The sequence below is a fragment of the Pseudomonas sp. 910_21 genome (assembly GCF_052850735.1).
In genome coordinates this window covers 629,845-649,982 of record NZ_VXCY01000003.1, presented here as the reverse complement: position 1 = coordinate 649,982, position 20,138 = coordinate 629,845, and the positions used below count along the sequence as shown (strand labels likewise).

The following is a 20,138-nucleotide window of genomic DNA, read 5'->3' as shown; positions in this document are numbered from 1 at the left end:
TTGTCGAGTCGGTGCGCCCAGTTTAGAGCCGCAGGGGCGAGCAGGTGCTTGCGTAATCAACCAGCAAGACGGTGGAAATTGGCATAATCTTCCAACTTTCAATGGACTGACCCTGCAGATATGCCAAACATGAAACTCGATGCCTACGACCGCAAGATCCTCGCCGCCCTGCAGCGCGACGGCCGCCTGAGCAATGTGCAGTTGGCGGAGGAAATCGGTCTGTCGCCGTCACCCTGTTTGCGCCGGGTGCGGATGCTGGAGGAGGCCGGGGTGATCCGTGGCTATCAGGCGACCCTGGACCGGGATGAAGTGGGGTTGGGGCTGACGGTGTTCGTCGGGGTCAAGGTGGAGCGGCACAACGACGCCGAGGCCGAAGCCTTCCGCCGGGCGGTGTTGCAGTTGCCGGAGGTGATCTCGGCGTTCCTGGTGTCCGGCGAATCGGATTTCCTGCTGCAGGTGGTGGTCCCGGACCTGCGCGGTTACGACCGCTTCCTGACCGGCCACTTGCTGAAGATCCCCGGGGTCAGCGATATCCGCAGCAACTTCGCGATTCACACGGTGAAAACCCCGGGCCCCCTGCCATTGGGGCACCTGCCCAACTGAGGGGCTGTTGTGGCGAGGGAGCTTTCCCGCTCGGTCGGCTGGCGCGCAGCGGGCGCAGAACCAGGCTACGCAGTGTGTCAGGCACTCAGTGCTGGCAGGTTTTGGGGCTGCGTTGCAGCCCAGCGCGAGCAAGCTCGCTCGCCACGGTGGGTCAGGTCCACCAGTAGCGCACGAGGTGGAAGAAGATCGGCGCGGCGAAGCACACCGAGTCCAGGCGATCGAGCATGCCGCCGTGGCCCTCGATCATGTGCCCCCAGTCCTTGACCCCGCGATCGCGCTTGATCGCCGACATGACGATGCCGCCGGCAAAACCCAGGAGGTTGATCAGCAGGGCGATCAGGAACGACTGCCAGATGTTGAACGGGGTGATCCAGAACAGCGCGCCGCCGATCAAGGACGCCAGGAGGATGCCGCCGACAAAGCCCTCGACAGTCTTGGACGGCGACAGGTTGGGGGCGATCTTGCGTTTGCCGAAGAGTTTTCCACAGACGTACTGCAGCACATCCGAGAGCTGCACCACGATCACCAGATAGGCGATCAGCAGCAGGTTGCGGCCTTCGTAGCCGGCGATGTCCAGGGTCAGCAGGGCCGGCACGAAAGACACGCAGAACACCGCGATCATCAGCCCCCACTGGACCTTGGAGGCCCGTTCCAGAAAGTGCGTGCTGTCGCCCCCCAGGGACGCCAGGATCGGCAGCAGGAGGAATACATAGACCGGGATGAAGATCGAGAACAGTCCGTACCAGTCGGAGTAGATCAGCAGGTACTGCAGGGGCAGGGCCAGGTAGAAGGCTGCCACCAGGGCCGGGTAGTCGCTGCGCCGGGTCGGGGTCAGGGTGAGGAACTCGCGCAGGGCGTAGAACGACACCGCGTAGAACAGCAGGATCACCGCCGCCGTGCCGAGCCAGAAGGCGATGCCGATCACCAGCACCATCACCCACCAGGCATTGATTCGCGCATTGAGGTTGTCGATCACCGGGTTGGGCGCGCCGCGGGTGCGCCACTTGAGGATGAAACCGATCAGCGAGGCCAGCACCAGAATGGCGCCGATGCCGCCGAACAACATCAGGGTCTGCTTATCCATTTCAGCTGTGCTCCGGAGCCATGGCCAGCAGCGCGGCGCGGCTGCGTTCGAGGAAGTGTTCCTTGCTTTCATCCTCTTCCAGGGTCAGCGGTGCACCAAAGCGTGTGGTGCACAGCAGCGGCAGGGGCAGGAAGCGACCCTTGGGCATGACCCGATTGAGGTTGTCGATCCACACGGGAATCACTTCCACCTGTGGATAACGTTTGGCCAGGTGATAGATCCCGCTCTTGAACGGCAGCAGGCCGTCCTCCGGGTTGCGCGTGCCCTCCGGGAAGATGATCAGCGAGTCGCCGTTCTCCAGGGCATCGAGCATCGGCTGCAAGGGATTGTTATCCACAGCCTCCTTGCGCTCGCGGTCGATCAGCACCCCATGGAACACCCGGTTGATGATGTAGCGGCGCAGGCCGCTTTTCTGCCAGTAGTCGGCACCGGCCACGGGCCGGGTCAGCTTGCGCAGGGCCGGTGGCAACGAGGCCCAGAGCAGCACGAAGTCGCCGTGGCTGCTGTGGTTGGCGAAGTACATCCGTTGCACCGGCTGGGGTGTCGAGCCGAGCCACAGGCTACGGGCGCCAGTGATGCTACGGGCGGCGGAGGTGATGAGATTGGCAACCAGGGGTTCGAACATGGGCATTCCTTATCCGGCGAAGGTCAGCCAGGGGCTGGCCAGGATCAAGCTCAACAGCACCAGCACTTGTGCCGCCAGCAGCAACGCCTGGCGGCGCAGCAGGCCAAGGGCACCGCGGCTGCGTTCGTTCCAGGGCCGGCCGCCACGCTGCGCAGGCTGCAGGCCGAGCGCACTCAGGGCCTGATCCAGGGCCTGGGTGCTGTGTTCAAGGGGCACAGGCGCATCGGCCACTCGTTGAAACAGGTCAGCGTCGAAGGCCACCCGCAGCGCCAGGTACTTTTCCACCAGCCCCAGCAGCACCAGGGCGAGGCTGACGATCAGGCCCCCCAGGCTGACACTGGCCAGCAGGTACTGGCCCAGGCCATACAGGGCACCCAGCAGGGTCAGGCCTGTGGATAACTGATCCAGGGCCCGGCCCCGACGCAGCAGACTGGCGACGCTGTACAGCTGCATCTCACTGGACATGGGCCGGCCTCTTGGCGCGGATCAGGGTTTCCAGTGCCTGCCGATGGGCCGCTTGCAGGACGATCTGCGGGCGTGCCCGCTGGATCTGAACCACGGCCGCGTCCACCGTGGCGGCGCGGCCGCTGTGCAGCAGCCAGGCGGCAATGGCCGTGGCACTGCGGGAATAGCCGAGGGCGCAGCACACCAGCAGCGGGCCTTGCTGGCGCAGGCGTTCAACGGCTTGCGCCGCGGCCAGGCACTGCTCCGGGCTCGGAGCGCACAGATCCAGCACCGGCAGGCTCTGGTAGCCCTGCAGGCCACGGCTGTCCAGGGACAGTTCGGCGCACAGGTCGAGCACCGCGACAAACGGGCTGTCCTTGAGCTGTGCCGGGGTTGGCAGGCGGCCGAGCCAGACGTTATCCACAACCTGATCCGGTTGTGGATGTTTTTTTGTCCACAGCCGTGAGTTGATCCAGGCCGCCGCCAGATAGGGCGCCAGCAACCAGCGGGCGGCCGGGCTCAGGCGTCCGTCCTCGCGCTTCTGGAACCCTGCGGCGCCCAGCAGCCCGTAGTTCAGGGCCACCAGCAGCAGGGCCACCGCAGGCCAGATCAGCCACAGCCCGGTGCCGCCCCAGCTGAAGGCGGCCAGCGCCAACAGCGCCGCTCCCAGGCCGTAGCGCCAGGCCAGCTGACGGCGCCGCGGGTCTTGGGCTTGTTGTGCGCTGAACAGCGGGCTGGGGCGATCCAGCGGCCACAGCCAGACGCACAGCCAACCGGCCAGGGCGCCGGTGGGCACATCGACAAAGTGGTGTTGATAAGTGGTGAGTACCGAAACCCCGATCAACCCGAACCAGCCATGCACCAGCCAGCGCCAGAAGCCCTGGCTATGCCGTGCGTAGCAGACCCAGAGCACCACCAGCAGGGCGATGTGCAGGGAAGGGGCCTGGTTGAAGGGTTTGTCGAAGCCGGCCAGCACCTCGAACAGCCAGCCGAAAACCCCGTCCAGCTCCGGCCGGGGGAAGGTGAAGCGCAGCGGCCAGAGCAGGAAGCAACTGACCGCGATCACCTGGGCGGTGAGCAGGCGCAGGGCGTGGCGCTTGAGCTCGTCCCGGCTGCGGGGCAGCAGCAGGGAGAAGCCGTAGAGCAGGTCGATGGACCAATAGGGCACGATGGTCCAGGCCCAGAACGGCATGTGCCGCTCCCAGTCGAAGACCAGGCTGCCGACGTCGTCGCGCTGGGCAGTGACCCAGGTGGCGAAGCCGTAGGTGCTGAAGAACAACGGTGCCAGCAACAGCAGCCAGAGCACCGCGGGCTTGAGCAGGCCCGACTCCCGCGCCAGCAAGGCGCCAGCGGCCATCATTGCACCCGTTGCGCCAGGGACACGCTGAAGATCCCCCATTCATCCACCCGCATGGTGATCTTGCGAAAGCCTGCGGCCTCCACTAACTGATCCATTTCCGCCTGAGTCCGGCGGCGCATGACCCAGGCCTGGCCTTCGCGGTGGCTGGTCAGGGCGCGAGCGATCAGTTCCAGTTGCGGGTGCCACGGCTGGCCGGTGTACACCAGGTAGCCGCCGGGTTCCACGGCGCTGGCCAGGCCGGCCAGGGAGCCGCCGACCATCTGGTTGTCGGCGAACAGTTCATAGAGCCCGGAGACCACCGCCAGGGTCGGCTTGGGATCAAGGGCGGCGAGGTCCTCGCGGTCGAAGGCGTTGCCTTTGACGAAGCGGGCGATGTCACCCAGGCCTTTCTCCTGGATCAGGGCACTGCCGTCGCGCACGTTGATGTCGCTGTAGTCGCGCAGCAGGATCGACTCCGGCAGCGGGCTGACCCCCTGCAGGGCTTCGAGGATATAGCGGCCATGGCCGGCGGCGATGTCGACGATGCGTACTGCGCTGTCCTGCTCACGGAGCTTTTCCATGGCCTGGCGCAGCAGCTCTTCCACGTGCAGCTTGCGCTGGCGAATGCCGCGCCAGCCGATGGAGTTCAGGTAGTTCTGGTTGATCATCCGACCCAGGGCGGAGTGCCCGGTGGGCTGGTTGCGGTAGACGTAGTCCAGGGTGCTGCCGGAGTCGAAGCCGGTGTCGAAGCCCAGCTTGACCCCCGCCGACAGCTGGCTGCCCAGGCGCATGCTGGCGCGGGTGGCGCGCCAGTACAGGTCGCGCAGGGAGTTGTGGGGCAGTGGCGCGGCCAGGGCCTCGGATTCGGCGCACGTCACGCCCAGGCGGTCGGCATCCAGCAGAGCAGGGCGGTTCAGCGGGCGTGCGAAGTTCTGCAGGATGAAGCGGCGGATGCTGGCCATGGCCGGCGCCCGGTTCTTTTCCCCCAGGGTGTCGTGGAAGAAGCCCGGAAGGATGTGTTTTTCCTTGTGCAGGCTGCCCAGGCGTTCGAAGAACTGCTCCTGGGGCTTGCGGTGCACCACGAAGTCCGAGCCGGAGATCAGCAATTGGGTCGGCACCTGGATGGCCTGGGCGTCGGCCACTACCCGGTCGGCGGCTTCATACAGGCCCAGCAGCACGTTGACCGAGATGGCCTTGGTGATCAGCGGGTCGGCGTCGTAGCTGTGGACCCGTTCCGGGTCGTGGCTCAAGAAGCGCGCCTTGACGTAGCTGTTGACGAAGAAGTTGCCGCGAAAACGCCGCATCAGGGCCAGGCCGGGGCGGGCGAAAGGTACGTACAGCTTGACCTTGAACGCCGGGGACGCCAGCACCAGGGAGCGAATCCTTGGGGCGTAGTCGTGGACCCAGGTGGAGGCGATCACCGCGCCAACGCTCTGGGCCACCACGGCGATGTTTTCTTCGTCGATCTGGTGAGCGCTGCCCAGGTGGTCGCAGAAGGTCTGCACGTCACGCACGCTGGTGGCGAAGCTCGGGCTGTCGCCCCGGGCGCCCGGCGATTGGCCGTGGCCGCGAGCGTCCCAGGCGAAGAAGTCGAACTGCGGCAGGTTCAGCTCGTCCACCAGATGGGCAATGCGCCCGGAGTGTTCGTGACCGCGATGGAACAGCATCACCACCTGACGCGGTTCGCCAGGGACCACTTCAGTGGCCGGCCAGTGGCGGTAAAACAGTTCGACGCCGTCATGGGTCCGGAACGTCTGGTGTTGAGCGTCGCGCATTACCATTTCCTTATGCAGAGGGAGCGTTGTGCTGAACTTCTTCTTTGAGGCCCTGGCGGACCCGATTGATCAGGGTGTAGACCAGCAGTGCGGCGACCAGCGCCAGCACGCCGTTTATCCACAGGGCGCTGAGCCAGCCCAGGGCGATGCCGGTGGCCAGCACGCCGAGGATGAAGGCCCGGTCGCTTTTGCCCATGGGGCCGTCGTAGCGCCGCGAGGCCCCAACCATCGGCCCGAGCACTCCGGCGTATTCGCTGAACAGCGCCAGCAGGGTCACCGCCAGCACCAGCAGCAGGCTGACGCCGGGGAGCAGGGCGAAAGGCAGGATCAGGGCGCTGTCGGCGATCACGTCGCAGAGTTCATTGAGGTAGGCGCCCAGGCGCGATTGCTGGCCGAATTCCCGGGCCAGCATGCCGTCGATGGCGTTCAGCGCCATGCGCAGGATCATCCACAGGGGGATCAGGACGAAGAGCCAGGTGTGGCTGGCGAACAGGGCGATCAGGGCGCCCACCAGCAACGAGATGACGGCGGCCAGCACGGTGATCTGGTTGGCCGTGGTGCCGTTGTCGTACAAGCGCTGCACCAACGGCCGCAGCAAGTTCTGAAAGCGCGGTTTGAGCTGGTAAATCGAGAGCATGATGGGACCGTTCCTTGTCGCACGCGGTGAGCAGGGCTGGATTATTGCCTTAAATGCCAGGGGGCTGACATCAGAAGTTTTTGCACAGATCAAACAGCTGTCTCTGTGTCTACGACGCACGCACCGGATGAAAAGGCATGGAGTGCGACAAAAATTTCACCTGCTGCGTTATAAAGTAACGAATTATTTCGATTTTCTTCGGCCGCGGATTTATCCACAGGGCCGGACTAGAGCGGCGGGGTGGTATGCAAGTCGATCTTGAGACGCAAGGGGCCGAAGTGGCGACCTTGCCACGGTTTCAGCGGGCGGCGTTCCACGCCGGTCGACTACAGCGCTGGGGGACGGTCTTGCTCGGGCTGGCGGTGCTGGGGCTGGTGTCGGCGGTGTTTGTCGACCTGTTCGCGGCGCTGACGATCTGGCCGGCGGTGTTGGTGAACCTGTCCTGTGCCTTGCTGGTGGCGGTGGCAGGCCTGCAATCGGCCTGCTGGGTCAGTCGCTGGCGGGAAGAGGCGATCAACCCTTCACCGGCGCTGGCGCCACCGACTACAGAGCCGCCGCACGAAGGACTCTCGGCAGCCCTGGCTGTGCGCTGGCGCCGCGTGTTGCAGCAGATCGGTGCACCGACCTTGTGGCTCGCCGGCTGGTCGCTGCTGATCCTCTACAGCGTGGTGCAGGTGTTCAACCTGGCGTTGCCGGCCGCTGGCCTGGGTTTGAGTGCCAGTGTCGCGGCGGTGCTGGGGTTGCTGCTGGCCTTCGCCCTGCTGGTGCTGGAGCGTCAGTTGGCTCAGGAACACTCAGGGGCGTGGCCGGAAGCCGCGGCCCTGGCGCAACTGTTGCGGGTGGCCATTGTGTGTTTGCTGGTCAGTGCCCTGTGCCTGTTGTTCAGCAGTGAGACGGCGCTGTGGCCGGCGCGCCTGGCGGTATTGATCGGCGTGCTGCCGGCGCTGGTGGCGGGTGAACTGCTGTTGCGCGCACTGTTGTCGCTGTTCAGCCCCCAGCGGGAACAGCTTGAGCCGCGCTTGCTGGCCCACAGTTTTATCGCCGATATGTTGCGTTGGCCGCCCCAGCCCCTGCTCAGCCTGCAACACGAATTGCACAACCGGTTCGGCATCGACTTGCGGCAGATCTGGGCCTTTGCCTATATGCGCCGGGCCTTCGCCCCGGTATTGGCCCTGGTGCTGCTGGTGGGTTGGCTGTTGACCGGTGTTCATGAGTTATCGATGCAAAATCGTGGCATTTACGAGCGCTTTGGCAAGCCGGTCGAAGTCTTCGGTCCCGGCTTGCATGTGGGGCTGCCCTGGCCTTTGGGGCGGGTCTTGAGTGTGGAAAACGGGGTGGTTCACGAGCTGGCCACCAGCGTTGCCGAGAGCCCGCAACCGCTGCAGCCGGCCTCGGCCGAAGGCCCCGCCCCCTCGATTGCCAATCGCCTGTGGGACGCCAGCCATGTGAATGACAAATCCCAGGTGATTGCCAGTGGTAGCGCCCAGCAACAGAGCTTCCAGATCGTCAACATGGACGTGCGCTTCGTCTATCGCATCGGCCTGGACGATCAGGCGGCATTGGCCGCCACCTATAACAGCAGCGATGTGCCGACCCTGATTCGCAGCACCGCCAGCCGGGTACTGGTGCACGACTTTGCTTCGCGCACCCTCGACGGTTTGCTGGGCGCGGATCGCACGGCGTTGGCGGACGACATCGGCAGGGCCGTGCAGACCGATCTGGCCAGGCTCGACAGTGGCGTGGAGATTCTCGCCACGGTGGTGGAGGCCATTCATCCGCCGGCCGGCGCCGCCAACGCTTACCACAGCGTGCAAGCGGCACAGATTGGCGCCCAGGCGCTGATTTCCCGGGAGCGCGGCGCCGCCGCCGAACAGACCAACCAGGCGCAGTTGCAGGCCAGCGTTGTCAGCGACAAGGCCCGGGCCGCTGCCCGGGAAGTGCAGGCCACCGCCGAGGCCGCCGACCTGCGTTTTGCTGCCGAGCAAAAAGCCTATGCCAGCGCAGGGCAGGCCTTCGTCCTGGAGCAGTACTTGAGCCAACTGAGCCAGGGCCTGAGCCGGGCCAGATTGCTGATCCTCGATCACCGTTTGGGGGGCGACAGCGCGCCGACCCTCGACCTGCGTACATTTACCTTGCCGGCCGACCCGTTGGCGCCGCGTAACGCCGCTCAGCCAGGAGCCGTCCATTGAGCCAGTCTTCTCACTCTCACGATCACGCCGCTCACGACCATGGGCATGGCCATCATCACCATCACGGGCATCACCACCATCATCAGGGTGCGCCGGCCGAGGCGGGGCCTTTTCCCTGGCGGCGCATGGGCTGGGCGTTGCTGCTGGTGCTGTTTGCCGTGGCAGCCGCCAGCCTGGTGCAAGTGCGCTCGGGCGAGGCCACGGTGATCACCCGCTTTGGCAACCCGGCGCGAGTGCTGCTGGAGCCGGGCCTGAGTTGGCGCTGGCCGGCGCCTTTCGAGGCGGCGATTGCGGTGGATCTGCGCCTGCGCACCACCTCCAGCGGTTTGCAGGATGTGGGCACCCGCGACGGTTTGCGCATCATCGTCCAGGCGTATGTGGCGTGGCGGGTACAGGGCGATCCGGACAACGTGCAGCGCTTTATGCGCGCTGTGCAGAACCAGCCCGACGAAGCGGCGCGGCAGATTCGCACCTTTGTCGGCTCGGCCCTGGAAACCACCGCCAGCAGTTTCGATCTGGCCGATCTGGTGAACACCGATGCCGGCAAGGTGCGGATTGCCGATTTTGAAGCGCAACTGCGCAAACAGATCGACCAGCAATTGTTGGCCACTTACGGCGTGCGAGTGGTGCAGGTGGGCATCGAGCGTCTGACCCTGCCGTCGGTGACACTGACCGCCACCGTGGACCGCATGCGCGCCGAGCGGGAAACCATCGCCACTGAACGTACCGCCATCGGCAAGCGCGAAGCGGCGCAGATCCGCTCTGCCGCTGAACGCGACGCGCGAATTGTCCAAGCCGATGCCACGGTGAGGGCTGCGGACATCGAAGCGCAATCCCGGGTGGAAGCGGCGCAGATTTACGGTCGCGCCTACGCCAGTTCACCCCAGCTGTATAACCTGCTGCGTTCCCTGGACACCCTGGGAACCGTGGTCACTCCGGGCACCAAACTGATCCTGCGCACCGACGCGGCGCCGTTCCGGGTGCTGGTGGATGGCCCGCCGAGCCTGCCGAACAAAGCATCCGGATCGCAACCATGAGTAAGGTTCCACGTGGAACAAATGAACTCAGTAGCCCGTGGATTCAGGCCGGTCGTCTGGCATTTATCGCTCTGTACGCGGTTACGGTAGTGGCTGCGGTGGCGTGGGCATTCTCCAACGTGCGGCAAATCGATCCGCAGAATCGGGCACTGGTCCTGCACTTTGGCGCGTTGCAGCGCGTGCAGGACGCTGGGTTGCTGCTGGCCTGGCCCCGTCCTTTTGAACAGGTGGTATTGCTGCCGGCAGCCGATCGGGTTTTAGAGCGCCGGATTGAAGGCTTGTTGCGTTCCGACGCCGCTCTGGAAGGGGACCGGGTGGCCACGCTGGCCACCCCCTTGAACGATGCTCTGGCCGGGTCGGGTTACCTGCTCACCGGTGACGCCGGGGTGGTGCAGTTGGATGTGCGGGTGTTCTACAAGGTCAGCGAGCCTTACGCCTATGTGTTGCAGGGCGAGCATGTGCTGCCGGCCCTGGATCGCCTGGTGACCCGTAGTGCCCTGGCCCTGACTGCCGGTCGGAATCTGGACACCATTCTGGTGGCCCGTCCGGAATTGATCGGCAGTGACAATCAGGCTGCTGAACGTCGTGAACGGCTGCGGGGCGATTTGCTGCAAGGCATCAATCAGCGCCTGGCGGACCTCACCGCCAGTGGCCAGGGAATGGGTGTCGAAGTGACGCGGGTGGATGTGCAGTCGAGCCTGCCCGGCCCGGCAGTGAGTGCCTTCAATGCGGTGTTGACCGCCAGCCAGCAAGCCGACAAGGCGGTGGCCAATGCCCGTACCGAGGCGGAGAAACTGACCCAGGGCGCCAATGAGCAAGCTGACCGCAGCCTGCAAGTGGCCCATGCCCAAGCCAGCGAACGACTGGCCCTGGCTCAGGCCCAGACGGCCACCGTGCAGAGCCTGGCCCAGGAGCAGCGCAACGGCACCGATCCGCAAATGCTCCTGCGCATCTACCGCGAGCGCTTGCCGAAGATTCTCGGCCAGGCCGGTTCGGTGACCACGGTCAACCCTAAAGACGATTCCCGCCTGATCATTCAGGGAGCCGAACAATGACTGCTTCTACCCAGGCTGCGGCCCCCGCCAGCATGCTGACCAGCGCCGAGCAACGCAGCGCTGCGCGCCAACTGACCCTGGCCATGCTGGCCCTGGGGTTGCTGGGTCTTGGATTGGTGTGGCGCTGGCTGGCCCCGGAGCAGGTGGGCGTCAGCCAATTGCTGCTGGGCGTGGCCTCGCTGCTGGTGGCCGTGCCGGTGATGCGTTCGGCCTGGTTCAGCCTGCGTTACCCCAGCCTGCACGGCATCACCGACCAATTGATCGCCCTGGCCATGCTCGGCGCCTGGGCCACCGGTGATCTGCTGACCGCCGCCTTGTTGCCGATCATCATGATCTTCGGCCACGTGCTGGAGGAGCGCAGTGTGATTGGCTCCCAGGAAGCCATCGATGCTCTGGGCCGATTGACCCGCAGCCTGGCGCGTCGGGTCCAGGCCGATGGCAGCGTGCTGGAGGTGGACAACGCGAGCCTCAAGGCCGGGGATCGGGTGGAGGTGCGCGCCGGTGATCGGGTGCCCGCCGATGGCCTGGTGATCTCCGGCCAGGCAAGCCTGGACACGGCGCCGATCACTGGCGAGTCGGTGCCCTTGGAAGCTTCAGTGGGCATGCAGGTGTTTGGCGGGGCGATCAACCTCGATGGCTTGCTGCGGTTGCAAGTGACCCGCACGGGCGAAGAGTCGACCCTGGGCAAAGTGATCGCCCTGATGCAAAGCGCCGAACGGGCCAAGCCGCCCATCACCCGTTTGCTGGAGCGTTATGCCGGCAGCTATCTGGTGCTGGTGCTGCTGTTGGCGGCGGTGACCTGGTTCATCACCAACGATGCCCAGGCCATGCTGGCGGTGCTGGTGGCGGCGTGTCCCTGTGCTCTGGTGCTGTCGGCTCCGGCCACCGCCATCGCCGGGATCGCCGTGGCCGCACGCCACGGCATTCTGATCCGCAGCTCGGCGTTCCTCGAAGAGCTGGCGGACCTGACCTCCCTGGTGGTGGACAAGACCGGCACCCTGACCTTTGGCACCTTGCGTCTGCAGGCCATCGACAGCCCCCTGGACGATCAGCGGGGCATGCTCAGTCTTGCCGCCAGCCTGGGCTCCGCCAGCAGTCACCCGGTGAGCCGGGCTTTGGCGGGGCTGGTGCCCCAGGAGGCGCAATGGCCGTTGAGCGACATCCATGAGCGTCAGGGCCTGGGGGTGGTGGCGCGCACCGCAGAAGGTGAGGCGGCATTGGGCCGACCGGAGCTGTTCGCTCTGTTGCGGATCACTACCGGTCCGGTGCCCAGCCATGACGGGCCGATTGCCGGCCTGGCGCTCAATGGCGAGTTTCTCGGCTGGCTGCTGCTGGCGGACAGCGTCAAACCCGAGGCCCATCAAGCGCTGGAGGAGTTGCGCGAACTGGGGCTGGGTCGTCAGTTGCTGCTGACCGGCGACCGCCAGAGCGTGGCGGACAGCTTGGCTCTGGAGGTGGGCATCAGTGATGTCGAGGCCCAGGCCTTGCCGGAAGACAAGCTCAAGCGCGTGCTGGGGGAGATCGACAAGGGGTTCCGGCCGATGGTGGTGGGGGACGGCATCAACGATTCCCTGGCACTGAAAGCCGGGGTCGTGGGGGTGGCCATGGGCGCCGGTGGTGCGGACATCGCCCTGGCATCGGCGGATGTGGTGCTGATCGGCAGCGACCTGCGGCGCCTGGGCACCTGTGTGCGCTTGAGCCGCGAGTGCCGGCGGACGTTGCAGGTCAATGTGATCATCGGCCTGGGCTGGACTTTGGCCATCGTCGCCTTTGCCGCCTTTGGCTGGCTGGGGGCGGCGGGGGCGATGATCGCGGCGCTGCTGCATAACTTCAGTACGCTATTGGTGCTGGGCAATGCCGGACGTCTGCTGCGGTTCCAGGAGCCGCTGTTGAAGCTGTAGGCGCCGGTTTGCCGGCAAAACCCGGCTGCGCAGATATTTTTCATCCCGGCTGTAACGCCGGGATGGCTCCTCTCTCTAGTGCTATGACGGGATTGCACACGCCTCCCGTCTCCCCCTGCGACTATTGAGGAACAAAACATGAACATGAAGAAAACCGCTGCCGGTGCTGCCCTGGCTTTCGCTGCCGCTACGCTGTTTGCCGGTGTTGCCACTCAGGTGTCGGCGGCCGATGCCCAGGTTCATTGTTACGGCGTCAACGGCTGCAAAGGCCAGAACGACTGCAAGACCAAGGATCACGCCTGCAAGGGCATGGGCGCCTGCAAAGGCCAGGGCTTCAAGGCCATGACCCAGTCGGCGTGCGAAAAGGCCGGCGGCAAAGTCGGCGAGTAAGCGGCGAATCCGTGCTGCCGCAGTGGGGCTGACGACCACTGCGGCTACTTTGCGAGGAGTTCGCGATGTCTGACCATTCTTCCTGTCTGGGCTACGGCCTGGGTTTGCGCAGTGCCTACTATCAGCAGATTCTCGATGAAGCGCCGGACGTCGACTGGTTTGAAGTGGTGTCCGAGAACTTCATGGTCGAAGGCGGCAAGGCTCTCTATTACCTGGACGCCATTGCCGAGCGCTACCCCATCGTGATGCACGGGGTGTCGTTGTCCATTGGTGGCCCCCATGCCCTGGACCTGGACTACCTCAAGCAGCTCAAACAGTTGGCCCGGCGGGTCGGTCCGGCCTGGGTCTCCGATCACCTGTGCTGGAGCCGGGGCAACGCTCATCAGTTGCACGATCTGCTGCCCTTGCCCTACACCGAGGAAAGCCTGGAATACGTGGCAGGCCGGGTGCGCCAGGTGCAGGAGGTGCTGGAGCGTCCCCTGGTGCTGGAGAACGTCTCCAGCTATGTACGGGCCGCGGCGGATCAGTTCAGCGAGTGGGAGTTTCTGGCCGCCTTGAGCCAGCTCAGTGGCTGCGAGCTGTTGCTGGACGTGAATAACGTCTACGTCAGTTCGCGCAATCACGGTTTCGATCCCTGGCAGTTCATCCAGGGGCTGCCGGCGCAACGGGTGCGGCAATTGCACCTGGCCGGGCATCAGGATCATGGCGACTATGTGATCGATACCCATGACCAGCCGGTGTGCGATCCGGTCTGGGAGCTGTACCAGCGCACCCTGCAACACCTTGGGCCGGTCGCGACCTTGCTGGAACGTGACGATCATTTTCCACCGTTGAGCGAACTGCTCGGCGAACTGCACAAGGCTCGCGCACTCGGACAGCGGACGCTGTCCGGGAGGCTGCAATGCGCCTGAACGAATGGCAGCTGGCCTTTGAGCGCTACCTGTTGGCCGAGCAGCCCCAGGCCGATAGCCTGCTGGGCAACAGCCTGATCGGCGGGCCGACCCTGAATGTCGCCACCGGTCTGGCGATTTACCACAACGCCTACCAGGCGCGGCTGCTGGAAGTCATGGTGGCGGACTTTCCGACGATCCTGCATTGGCTCGGCGATGAGGAGTTCGCGTCACTGGCCGCGGCTTATATACGCCAATCCCCCTCCCGGCATTTCAGCCTGCGCTGGTTGGGGCAGGGCTTTGCTGAATTCATCCAGGGCCATCTGGTGCCGGAGCAGGGCCAGCCCCTGGCGGAACTGGCGCGCCTGGAGTGGGCGTTCACCCTGGCCTTCGACGCTGCCGAGGCCGAGGTGCTGACGGTGCCGGACATGGCGGGCCTGGACGCCGAAGAGTGGCCGCAGCTGCAATTGCAGCTGGCCCCTTGTGTGCAGTGGCTGGACTGCCGTTACAACAGCGTCGCCCAGTGGCGTGCGGTCAAGGATCAGGTGGACTTCCCCGAGAGTGCTTTACTCGAACAAGAGCAACCTTGCCTGGTATGGCGGGTGGATCGGGTCTGCCGCTATCGCAGCCTGTCGGTAGCAGAAGCCCGAGGCCTGCAAGGCATGATCGAGGCGCAGTGGAGTTTCGCGGAACTCTGTGCCGAGCTGGCCGTCACTTACTTTGAGGGGGCCCCGTTGCAGGCCGTTACCTGGCTCAAACAGTGGGTCGAAGACGGCCTGGTGGTACGCCGCGAGTCCTGGAAAACCGCTGGAAATTCGATAGCCAGCTAATTTTCCAAGATGGTCTACCCTCATTTCAGACGTCTGAAACAGGGGGGATTTTCCATGCTCGCGCAACTTCCACCGGCCTTACAGAATCTGCATTTACCCTTGCGCCTGCGGCTCTGGGATGGCCATGAGTTCAATCTTGGGCCGGAGCCCAGCGTCACCATTGTGGTCAAGGACCCGCAACTGGTCGCGCAATTCACCCGTCCCAGCCTGGACGCTCTGGGGGGCGCCTTTGTCGAGGGCAAGCTGGAACTTGAAGGTTCCATCAGTGAAGTCATCCGGGTGTGCGATGAACTGAGCCAGGCCTTGCTGGATGACGATGACGACGATCAGCCGGTGCGCACGCAGCACGACAAGGCCACGGACGCGGCGGCCATTTCCTACCATTACGACCTTTCCAACGCCTTCTATCAGCTCTGGCTCGACAGTGACATGGCCTATTCCTGCGCCTACTTCGAGACCGGCAGCGAATCACTGGAACAGGCCCAGCAAGCCAAGTTTCGTCACCTGTGCCGCAAGCTGCGCCTGCAACCGGGGGATTACCTGCTGGATGTCGGTTGCGGCTGGGGCGGGCTGGCCCGCTATGCCGCCCGCGAGTTCGGCGCCAAGGTATTGGGCATTACCTTGAGCAAGGAACAACTGGCCCTGGCTCGTGAACGAGTCAGTGCCGAAGGCCTGGACGATCTGGTGGAGCTGCAGCTGCTGGATTATCGCGACCTGCCCCAGGATGGTCGCTTCGACAAGGTGGTCAGCGTCGGCATGTTCGAGCATGTGGGCCATGCCAATCTGCCCGAATACTGCCGGACCCTGTTCAATGCGGTGCGCGAGGGCGGCCTGGTGATGAACCACGGCATTACTGCCAAGCACATCGATGGACGGCCCGTGGGCCGGGGCGCCGGGGACTTCATCGAGCGTTATGTGTTCCCCAATGGCGAGTTGCCGCACTTGGCGATGATTTCGGCGCAGATCAGCGAGGCGGGGCTGGAAATCGTCGATGTTGAAAGCCTGCGCCTGCATTACGCCCGCACACTGGATCACTGGAGCGAGCGCCTGGAGGACAACCTGGAGGCGGCCGGTCAGCAGGTTGCGCCGCAGGCACTACGGATCTGGCGGCTGTACCTGGCAGGTTGCGCTTATGCGTTTGCCAAGGGCTGGATCAATCTGCACCAGATCCTCGCGGTCAAGACCCATGCCGATGGCAGTCATGAGTTGCCCTGGACCCGGGACGACCTCTATCACCCCTAGGCCCGGCGCGCTTTCCTTCAGACCTTGAGTGGGTCCCTACAGAATCGGTGAAATCAGCCGCGCGACCCGCATGCCCAGTTGTTGCAGGCGGTGGGTCTGGCGGCTTTCTTCCCGGGCGATTTCCCGGGCCTTGGCGAAGTCGGCTTCCAGCATCTGTTCCACCTCGGTGGCGAAGTCGTCATCCACGGTCAGCAGCATCACTTCGAAGTTCAAGCGAAACGAACGGTTGTCCAGGTTGGCGCTGCCAATGGCGCTGATCTCGTTGTCGATCAACACCACCTTTTGATGCAGGAACCCCGGCTGATAACGGAAGACCCGGACCCCGGCGCGCACCGCCTCGAAGGCGTAGAGGCTGGAGGCGGCGTAGACGATGCGATGGTCCGGGCGCGACGGCAGCAGGATGCGCACGTCCACGTCCCGCAACACGGCCAGGCGCAGGGCGGCGAACACCGCTTCATCGGGAATGAAATACGGACTGGTGATCCACACCCGTTCGGTGGCGGCGTGGATCGCCTCGACGAAGAACAGCGAGCACGTCTCGTAGGCATCGGCGGGGCCGCTGGCCAGCAATTGGCAGAGCACGCCGTCATCCGGGTAGGTATCGGGAAGGATCAGCGGCGGCAGTTCCCGGGCCGCCCAGAACCAGTCTTCGGCAAAGGACTCCTGCAGGCAGGCCACCACCGGGCCGCTGACCTGGACGTGGGTATCGCGCCACGGCGCCAGGGGCGGTTTCTTGCCCAGGTATTCGTCACCGACGTTGTGCCCGCCGACAAAACCGAGCAAACCGTCCACCACCACAATCTTGCGGTGATTGCGGAAGTTCACCTGGAAGCGGTTGAGCCAGCCGCTGCGAGTGGCGAAGGCATGCACCTGGACCCCGGCGTCACGCAGGGTCTGCACATAACCGGCGGGCAGGGAGTGGCTGCCGACGCGGTCGTAGAGCAGATGGATGGAGACGCCTTCGGCGGCCTTTTCCAGCAGCAGGCGTTGCAGGCGCCGGCCCAGCTCGTCGTCGTGAATGATGAAGAACTGGATCAGCACCGCCTTGTGGGAACGGCGGATGGCATTGAAGATCGCTTCGAAGGTGGCGTCGCCGTTGACCAGCAGGCGCACCTGATTGTTGGCCAGGCATGGCATGCGTCCCAGCTTGGGCATGGCCCGCAGCGAGGCATAGGCCTGGGAGGCGCGGGCGGTGAGCGCCTCTTCGACCCAGGGCCGCCAGTTCAGCTCATTGATGGCCTTGTGCATTTCCACGTTGGCCTGGCGCCGGGCCTGGATGTAGGCATCAAAGGTGCTGCGGCCGAATACCAGATAGGGAATCAGGGTCAGGTAGGGCATGAACATCAGCGACAGGGCCCAGGCAATGGCGCCTTGAGCGGTCCTGACGGTGAGCACCGCGTGGATCGCGGCGATCAGCCCGAGAAAATGCAACAGCGCAATGAGATAGCCGAAGATGTGCGGGCCAAAATAATCCATGGGGCAACCTTGCTCCTGAAGATTCAATGCCTAACAGACCATGTTCCACAGCGAATGTCGCTATTTTATTCTGCATGCAACGCCGTGCCTTGGCCGAAGTCTAACGGCCACTATTGTCTAGGAGTCATTCGATGAAACTTCGTTTACTGGGTTGTGCCTTGGCGGTGGGATTGGCGCTGCCGCTGGCTGCGCAGGCGCAGATGCTGCAACCGGGCTTGTGGGAACTGACCAGCAGCAACATGAAGGTCGATGACCAGAACTTGCCGGACCTGTCGCTGATTCTTGGCCAGTTGCAGCAACAGATGACCCCGGAACAACGGGCGATGCTGGAGAAACAGGGCGTGACCATGGGTGGCAAGGGTATTCGCGTGTGCTTGACGCCGGACCAGGTGAAATCCGACACCATTCCGCTGCAGGACCCGCAATCGGGTTGCCAGCAGCAGGTCACCGAGCGCAACGGCAATCAATGGAAGTTTCGCTTCAGTTGCCCCAAGGCTCAGGGCAACGGGGTGGCCAAGTTCATCAGTGATCGCGAGTTCACCACCAACGTGATCGGCACCTTCAATGCCACCGGCATGCAGCAGAAGGGCAGCATGGACACCCGCGCCGTATGGCTGGGCCAGGACTGCGGCACGGTCAAACCCCGCGCCTCCTGACCGACCTTGTGCGCTTGTCGGCGAAGCGGCCCTGCAGACACCAGGGCTTTCGCCGCCAGGCCCGGGCACCGGCTAGGCAATCCGTTCCACTGCCTGCTCCAGCGTCAGCTGTCCCAGATCCTCACCATTTCTGCTGCGCAGGCTGACGTAGCCTCCCGCTTTCTCCTTGTCCCCGATTACCAGCAGGTAGGGCACTTTCTGCAGGCTGTGCTCACGGATCTTGTAGCCGATCTTTTCGTTGCGCAGGTCGGCACTGGACCGCAGCCCCTGACGGCGCAGGCGCTCGCTGATTTCCCAGGCATAGTCCGCCTGAGCCTCGCTGATGTTGAGCACCACCACTTGTTGCGGCGCCAGCCACAAGGGCAGGGCGCCGCCATGGTGCTCGATGAGGATGCCGATGAAGCGCTCCAGGGAACCGAACAGCGCGCGGTGCAGCATCACCGGTTGCCGGCGTTCGCCGTTGTCGGCGATGTAGCTGATGGCGAAGCGCTCGGGGAGGTTGAGATCCACTTGCAGGGTGCCGCACTGCCAGTCGCGGCCGATGGCGTCGCGCAGCACGAACTCCAGTTTCGGACCGTAGAAGGCGCCTTCTCCCGGGTTGAGCCGATAGTCGATCTGCATGCTCTGCAGGGCACCGACCAGGGCGCTTTCCAGCTGATCCCAGACCTCGTCGCTGCCGATGCGATTGGCCGGGCGCGTGGAGAGCTTCACCGCCACCTCGTCGAAACCGAACTCCTTATAGATGTCGAACACCAGGGCGATGGTGCGGGCGCATTCGTCCTGCATCTGTTCCGGGGTGCAGAAGATGTGGGCGTCGTCCTGGGTGAAGTGGCGTACCCGCAGCAAGCCGTGCAGTGCCCCTGAAGGTTCGTAGCGATGGACCTTGCCGAACTCGGCGATGCGCAGGGGCAGGTCGCGGTAGCTCTTCAAGCCGTGGCCGAAGATCGCCACCGCGCCGGGGCAGTTCATGGGCTTGAGGGCGAAGGTGCGCTGGTCCTCGGTGCTGGTGGTGAACATGTGGTCGCGGTAGTTCTGCCAGTGCCCGGAGGTTTCCCAGAGGCTGCGGTCCATCACATCCGGGGTGTTCACTTCCTGGTAGCCCGCCTGTTCCTGACGCTGGCGCATATAGCCGATCAACTGCTTGAACAGGGTCCAGCCCTTGGCGTGCCAGAACACCGACCCCGGCGCGCAATCGTCGAAGTGAAACAGGTCCAGTTGCTGGCCCAGCTTGCGGTGGTCGCGCTTGGCGGCCTGTTCCTGACGAAGCAGATGAGCGTCCAGATCCTGGCGGGTGGCCCAGCAGGTACCGTAGATCCGTTGCAACGGTGCGTTGCTGGCGTCGCCGCGCCAATAGGCGCCGGCCACCTTGGTCAGCTTGAAGGCCCGCAATTGGCCAGTGGTACGCACGTGGGGGCCGCGGCACAGGTCTTCGAAATCGCCCTGGCGGTACAGCGACAGCACAGCCTCCGGGGGCAGGTCGCGGATCAGCTCGACCTTGTAGTGCTCGCCCTGGTCGGCAAAGTGTTCCAGTGCCTGCTCCCGGGACAGCTCGCGGCGGCGCAAGGTGTGGTTGGTGGCGGCAAGGCTGTGCATGCGCGCCTCGATCAGTTCCAGATCCTCGGGGGTGAAAGGGCGCTCGTAGGCGAAGTCGTAGAAGAAGCCGTCCTCGATCACCGGGCCAATGGTGACCTGGGCCGAGGGGTACAGCTGCTTCACCGCCATGGCCAGTAGGTGGGCGCAGGAGTGACGCAGGATTTCCAGGCCATCGGGGTCGGTCGCGGTGACGATACTCAGGCGGGTGTCGCTGTCCAGCAGGTAGTCACAGTCCACCAGCCGGCCATCGACCCGCCCGGCCACGGCGGCTTTGGCCAGGCCGCTGCCAATGCTGGCGGCCACCTCGAACACGGACAACGGCTGGTCGTACTCACGGCACGCGCCATCAGGCAGGGTGATGCGGATCATCTT

At 64.5% G+C, this 20,138-nt stretch carries 18 protein-coding genes; 10 read left to right on the top strand and 8 right to left on the bottom strand.

Annotation, left to right across the window (positions count from 1 at the left end; genetic code table 11):
* Positions 1-129 precede the first annotated feature (129 nt).
* Entirely contained in the window at positions 130-603 is a 474-nt protein-coding gene (locus FW796_RS13005) for an Lrp/AsnC family transcriptional regulator (RefSeq protein ID WP_446439435.1), read from the top strand.
* 151 nt (positions 604-754) lie between these two features.
* On the opposite strand, the gene FW796_RS13000 is transcribed toward FW796_RS13005, so the two are convergent.
* From FW796_RS13000 to FW796_RS12975, 6 genes are read right to left on the bottom strand one after another with little or no spacing between them, the layout of a single operon-like run.
* A complete protein-coding gene (locus FW796_RS13000) occupies positions 755-1,687 on the bottom strand; it encodes a phosphatidate cytidylyltransferase (protein ID WP_102881378.1) in 933 nt (310 codons plus the stop codon).
* Between the two features lies 1 nt (position 1,688).
* Positions 1,689-2,312: a lysophospholipid acyltransferase family protein gene (locus tag FW796_RS12995; protein ID WP_346634721.1), complete on the bottom strand. Its 624-nt coding sequence runs from the start codon at positions 2,310-2,312 to the stop codon at positions 1,689-1,691.
* 9 nt (positions 2,313-2,321) lie between these two features.
* Complete coding sequence (locus tag FW796_RS12990) at positions 2,322-2,777, bottom strand: hypothetical protein (protein WP_346634722.1); 456 nt, start codon at positions 2,775-2,777, stop codon at positions 2,322-2,324.
* Positions 2,767-4,113, bottom strand: coding sequence for a phosphatase PAP2/dual specificity phosphatase family protein (locus FW796_RS12985; RefSeq protein ID WP_446439434.1), 1,347 nt, complete (start codon positions 4,111-4,113; stop codon positions 2,767-2,769). The genes FW796_RS12990 and FW796_RS12985 overlap by 11 nt, the downstream gene beginning before the upstream one ends.
* Positions 4,113-5,870 carry a bifunctional alpha/beta hydrolase/class I SAM-dependent methyltransferase gene (locus FW796_RS12980; RefSeq protein ID WP_446439433.1) on the bottom strand — a complete coding sequence of 586 codons (1,758 nt, stop codon included), beginning with the start codon at positions 5,868-5,870 and terminating at the stop codon, positions 4,113-4,115. The genes FW796_RS12985 and FW796_RS12980 overlap by 1 nt, the downstream gene beginning before the upstream one ends.
* 10 nt (positions 5,871-5,880) lie before the next feature.
* Entirely contained in the window at positions 5,881-6,507 is a 627-nt protein-coding gene (locus FW796_RS12975; protein ID WP_346634725.1) for a CDP-alcohol phosphatidyltransferase family protein, read from the bottom strand.
* Between the two features lie 245 nt (positions 6,508-6,752).
* Between FW796_RS12975 and hflK (FW796_RS12970) the strand changes: the two genes are divergently transcribed.
* The 8 genes from hflK (FW796_RS12970) to cfaB all read left to right on the top strand — a co-directional run bounded on the left by hflK (FW796_RS12970) (position 6,753) and on the right by cfaB (position 16,041).
* Positions 6,753-8,696, top strand: coding sequence for a protease modulator HflK (gene hflK, locus FW796_RS12970; protein WP_446439432.1), 1,944 nt, complete (start codon positions 6,753-6,755; stop codon positions 8,694-8,696).
* Positions 8,693-9,733: a protease modulator HflC gene (hflC, locus tag FW796_RS12965; RefSeq protein ID WP_346634727.1), complete on the top strand. Its 1,041-nt coding sequence runs from the start codon at positions 8,693-8,695 to the stop codon at positions 9,731-9,733. The genes hflK (FW796_RS12970) and hflC overlap by 4 nt, the downstream gene beginning before the upstream one ends.
* On the top strand, positions 9,730-10,788 hold the full coding sequence (gene hflK / locus FW796_RS12960; RefSeq protein WP_446439431.1) for a protease modulator HflK: 1,059 nt from the start codon (positions 9,730-9,732) through the stop codon (positions 10,786-10,788). The genes hflC and hflK (FW796_RS12960) overlap by 4 nt, the downstream gene beginning before the upstream one ends.
* Positions 10,785-12,689, top strand: coding sequence for a heavy metal translocating P-type ATPase (locus FW796_RS12955; RefSeq protein ID WP_446439430.1), 1,905 nt, complete (start codon positions 10,785-10,787; stop codon positions 12,687-12,689). The genes hflK (FW796_RS12960) and FW796_RS12955 overlap by 4 nt, the downstream gene beginning before the upstream one ends.
* 138 nt (positions 12,690-12,827) lie before the next feature.
* Positions 12,828-13,079 (top strand): BufA2 family periplasmic bufferin-type metallophore, encoded by a 252-nt coding sequence (bufA2, locus tag FW796_RS12950; RefSeq protein WP_123723679.1) that lies wholly within the window; start codon positions 12,828-12,830, stop codon positions 13,077-13,079.
* Positions 13,080-13,144: 65 nt separating this feature from the next.
* Entirely contained in the window at positions 13,145-13,990 is an 846-nt protein-coding gene (gene bufB / locus FW796_RS12945) for an MNIO family bufferin maturase (RefSeq protein WP_404937951.1), read from the top strand.
* Complete coding sequence (locus FW796_RS12940) at positions 13,981-14,799, top strand: HvfC/BufC family peptide modification chaperone (protein WP_446439429.1); 819 nt, start codon at positions 13,981-13,983, stop codon at positions 14,797-14,799. The genes bufB and FW796_RS12940 overlap by 10 nt, the downstream gene beginning before the upstream one ends.
* A 54-nt stretch (positions 14,800-14,853) precedes the next feature.
* Positions 14,854-16,041, top strand: a complete 1,188-nt coding sequence (cfaB, locus tag FW796_RS12935; protein ID WP_446439428.1) for a C17 cyclopropane fatty acid synthase CfaB — start codon at positions 14,854-14,856, stop codon at positions 16,039-16,041.
* 36 nt (positions 16,042-16,077) lie between these two features.
* On the opposite strand, the gene cls is transcribed toward cfaB, so the two are convergent.
* The gene (gene cls, locus FW796_RS12930; RefSeq protein WP_346634733.1) at positions 16,078-17,517 is read right to left on the bottom strand and encodes a cardiolipin synthase; all 1,440 of its coding nucleotides are present in this window, start codon (positions 17,515-17,517) and stop codon (positions 16,078-16,080) included.
* 131 nt (positions 17,518-17,648) lie between these two features.
* On the opposite strand from cls, the gene FW796_RS12925 reads away from it, so the two are divergent.
* On the top strand, positions 17,649-18,173 hold the full coding sequence (locus tag FW796_RS12925; protein ID WP_346634734.1) for a DUF3617 domain-containing protein: 525 nt from the start codon (positions 17,649-17,651) through the stop codon (positions 18,171-18,173).
* A 72-nt stretch (positions 18,174-18,245) separates the two neighbouring features.
* Here FW796_RS12925 and thrS read toward each other — a convergent pair whose 3' ends face one another.
* Positions 18,246-20,135, bottom strand: coding sequence for a threonine--tRNA ligase (gene thrS / locus FW796_RS12920; protein ID WP_404937948.1), 1,890 nt, complete (start codon positions 20,133-20,135; stop codon positions 18,246-18,248).
* Positions 20,136-20,138: the final 3 nt, after the last annotated feature.

Bases quoted from the DNA above. Each gene is read 5' to 3' on its own strand.
- FW796_RS13005 (WP_446439435.1), top strand. From the start codon at position 130: ATGAAACTCGATGCCTACGACCGCAAGATCCTCGCCGCCCTGCAGCGC.
- FW796_RS13000 (WP_102881378.1), bottom strand. From the start codon at position 1,687: ATGGATAAGCAGACCCTGATGTTGTTCGGCGGCATCGGCGCCATTCTG.
- FW796_RS12995 (WP_346634721.1), bottom strand. From the start codon at position 2,312: ATGTTCGAACCCCTGGTTGCCAATCTCATCACCTCCGCCGCCCGTAGC.
- FW796_RS12990 (WP_346634722.1), bottom strand. From the start codon at position 2,777: ATGTCCAGTGAGATGCAGCTGTACAGCGTCGCCAGTCTGCTGCGTCGG.
- FW796_RS12985 (WP_446439434.1), bottom strand. From the start codon at position 4,113: ATGGCCGCTGGCGCCTTGCTGGCGCGGGAGTCGGGCCTGCTCAAGCCC.
- FW796_RS12980 (WP_446439433.1), bottom strand. From the start codon at position 5,870: ATGCGCGACGCTCAACACCAGACGTTCCGGACCCATGACGGCGTCGAA.
- FW796_RS12975 (WP_346634725.1), bottom strand. From the start codon at position 6,507: ATGCTCTCGATTTACCAGCTCAAACCGCGCTTTCAGAACTTGCTGCGG.
- hflK (WP_446439432.1), top strand. From the start codon at position 6,753: ATGCAAGTCGATCTTGAGACGCAAGGGGCCGAAGTGGCGACCTTGCCA.
- hflK (WP_446439431.1), top strand. From the start codon at position 9,730: ATGAGTAAGGTTCCACGTGGAACAAATGAACTCAGTAGCCCGTGGATT.
- FW796_RS12955 (WP_446439430.1), top strand. From the start codon at position 10,785: ATGACTGCTTCTACCCAGGCTGCGGCCCCCGCCAGCATGCTGACCAGC.
- bufA2 (WP_123723679.1), top strand. From the start codon at position 12,828: ATGAACATGAAGAAAACCGCTGCCGGTGCTGCCCTGGCTTTCGCTGCC.
- bufB (WP_404937951.1), top strand. From the start codon at position 13,145: ATGTCTGACCATTCTTCCTGTCTGGGCTACGGCCTGGGTTTGCGCAGT.
- FW796_RS12940 (WP_446439429.1), top strand. From the start codon at position 13,981: ATGCGCCTGAACGAATGGCAGCTGGCCTTTGAGCGCTACCTGTTGGCC.
- cfaB (WP_446439428.1), top strand. From the start codon at position 14,854: ATGCTCGCGCAACTTCCACCGGCCTTACAGAATCTGCATTTACCCTTG.
- cls (WP_346634733.1), bottom strand. From the start codon at position 17,517: ATGGATTATTTTGGCCCGCACATCTTCGGCTATCTCATTGCGCTGTTG.
- FW796_RS12925 (WP_346634734.1), top strand. From the start codon at position 17,649: ATGAAACTTCGTTTACTGGGTTGTGCCTTGGCGGTGGGATTGGCGCTG.
- thrS (WP_404937948.1), bottom strand. From the start codon at position 20,135: ATGATCCGCATCACCCTGCCTGATGGCGCGTGCCGTGAGTACGACCAG.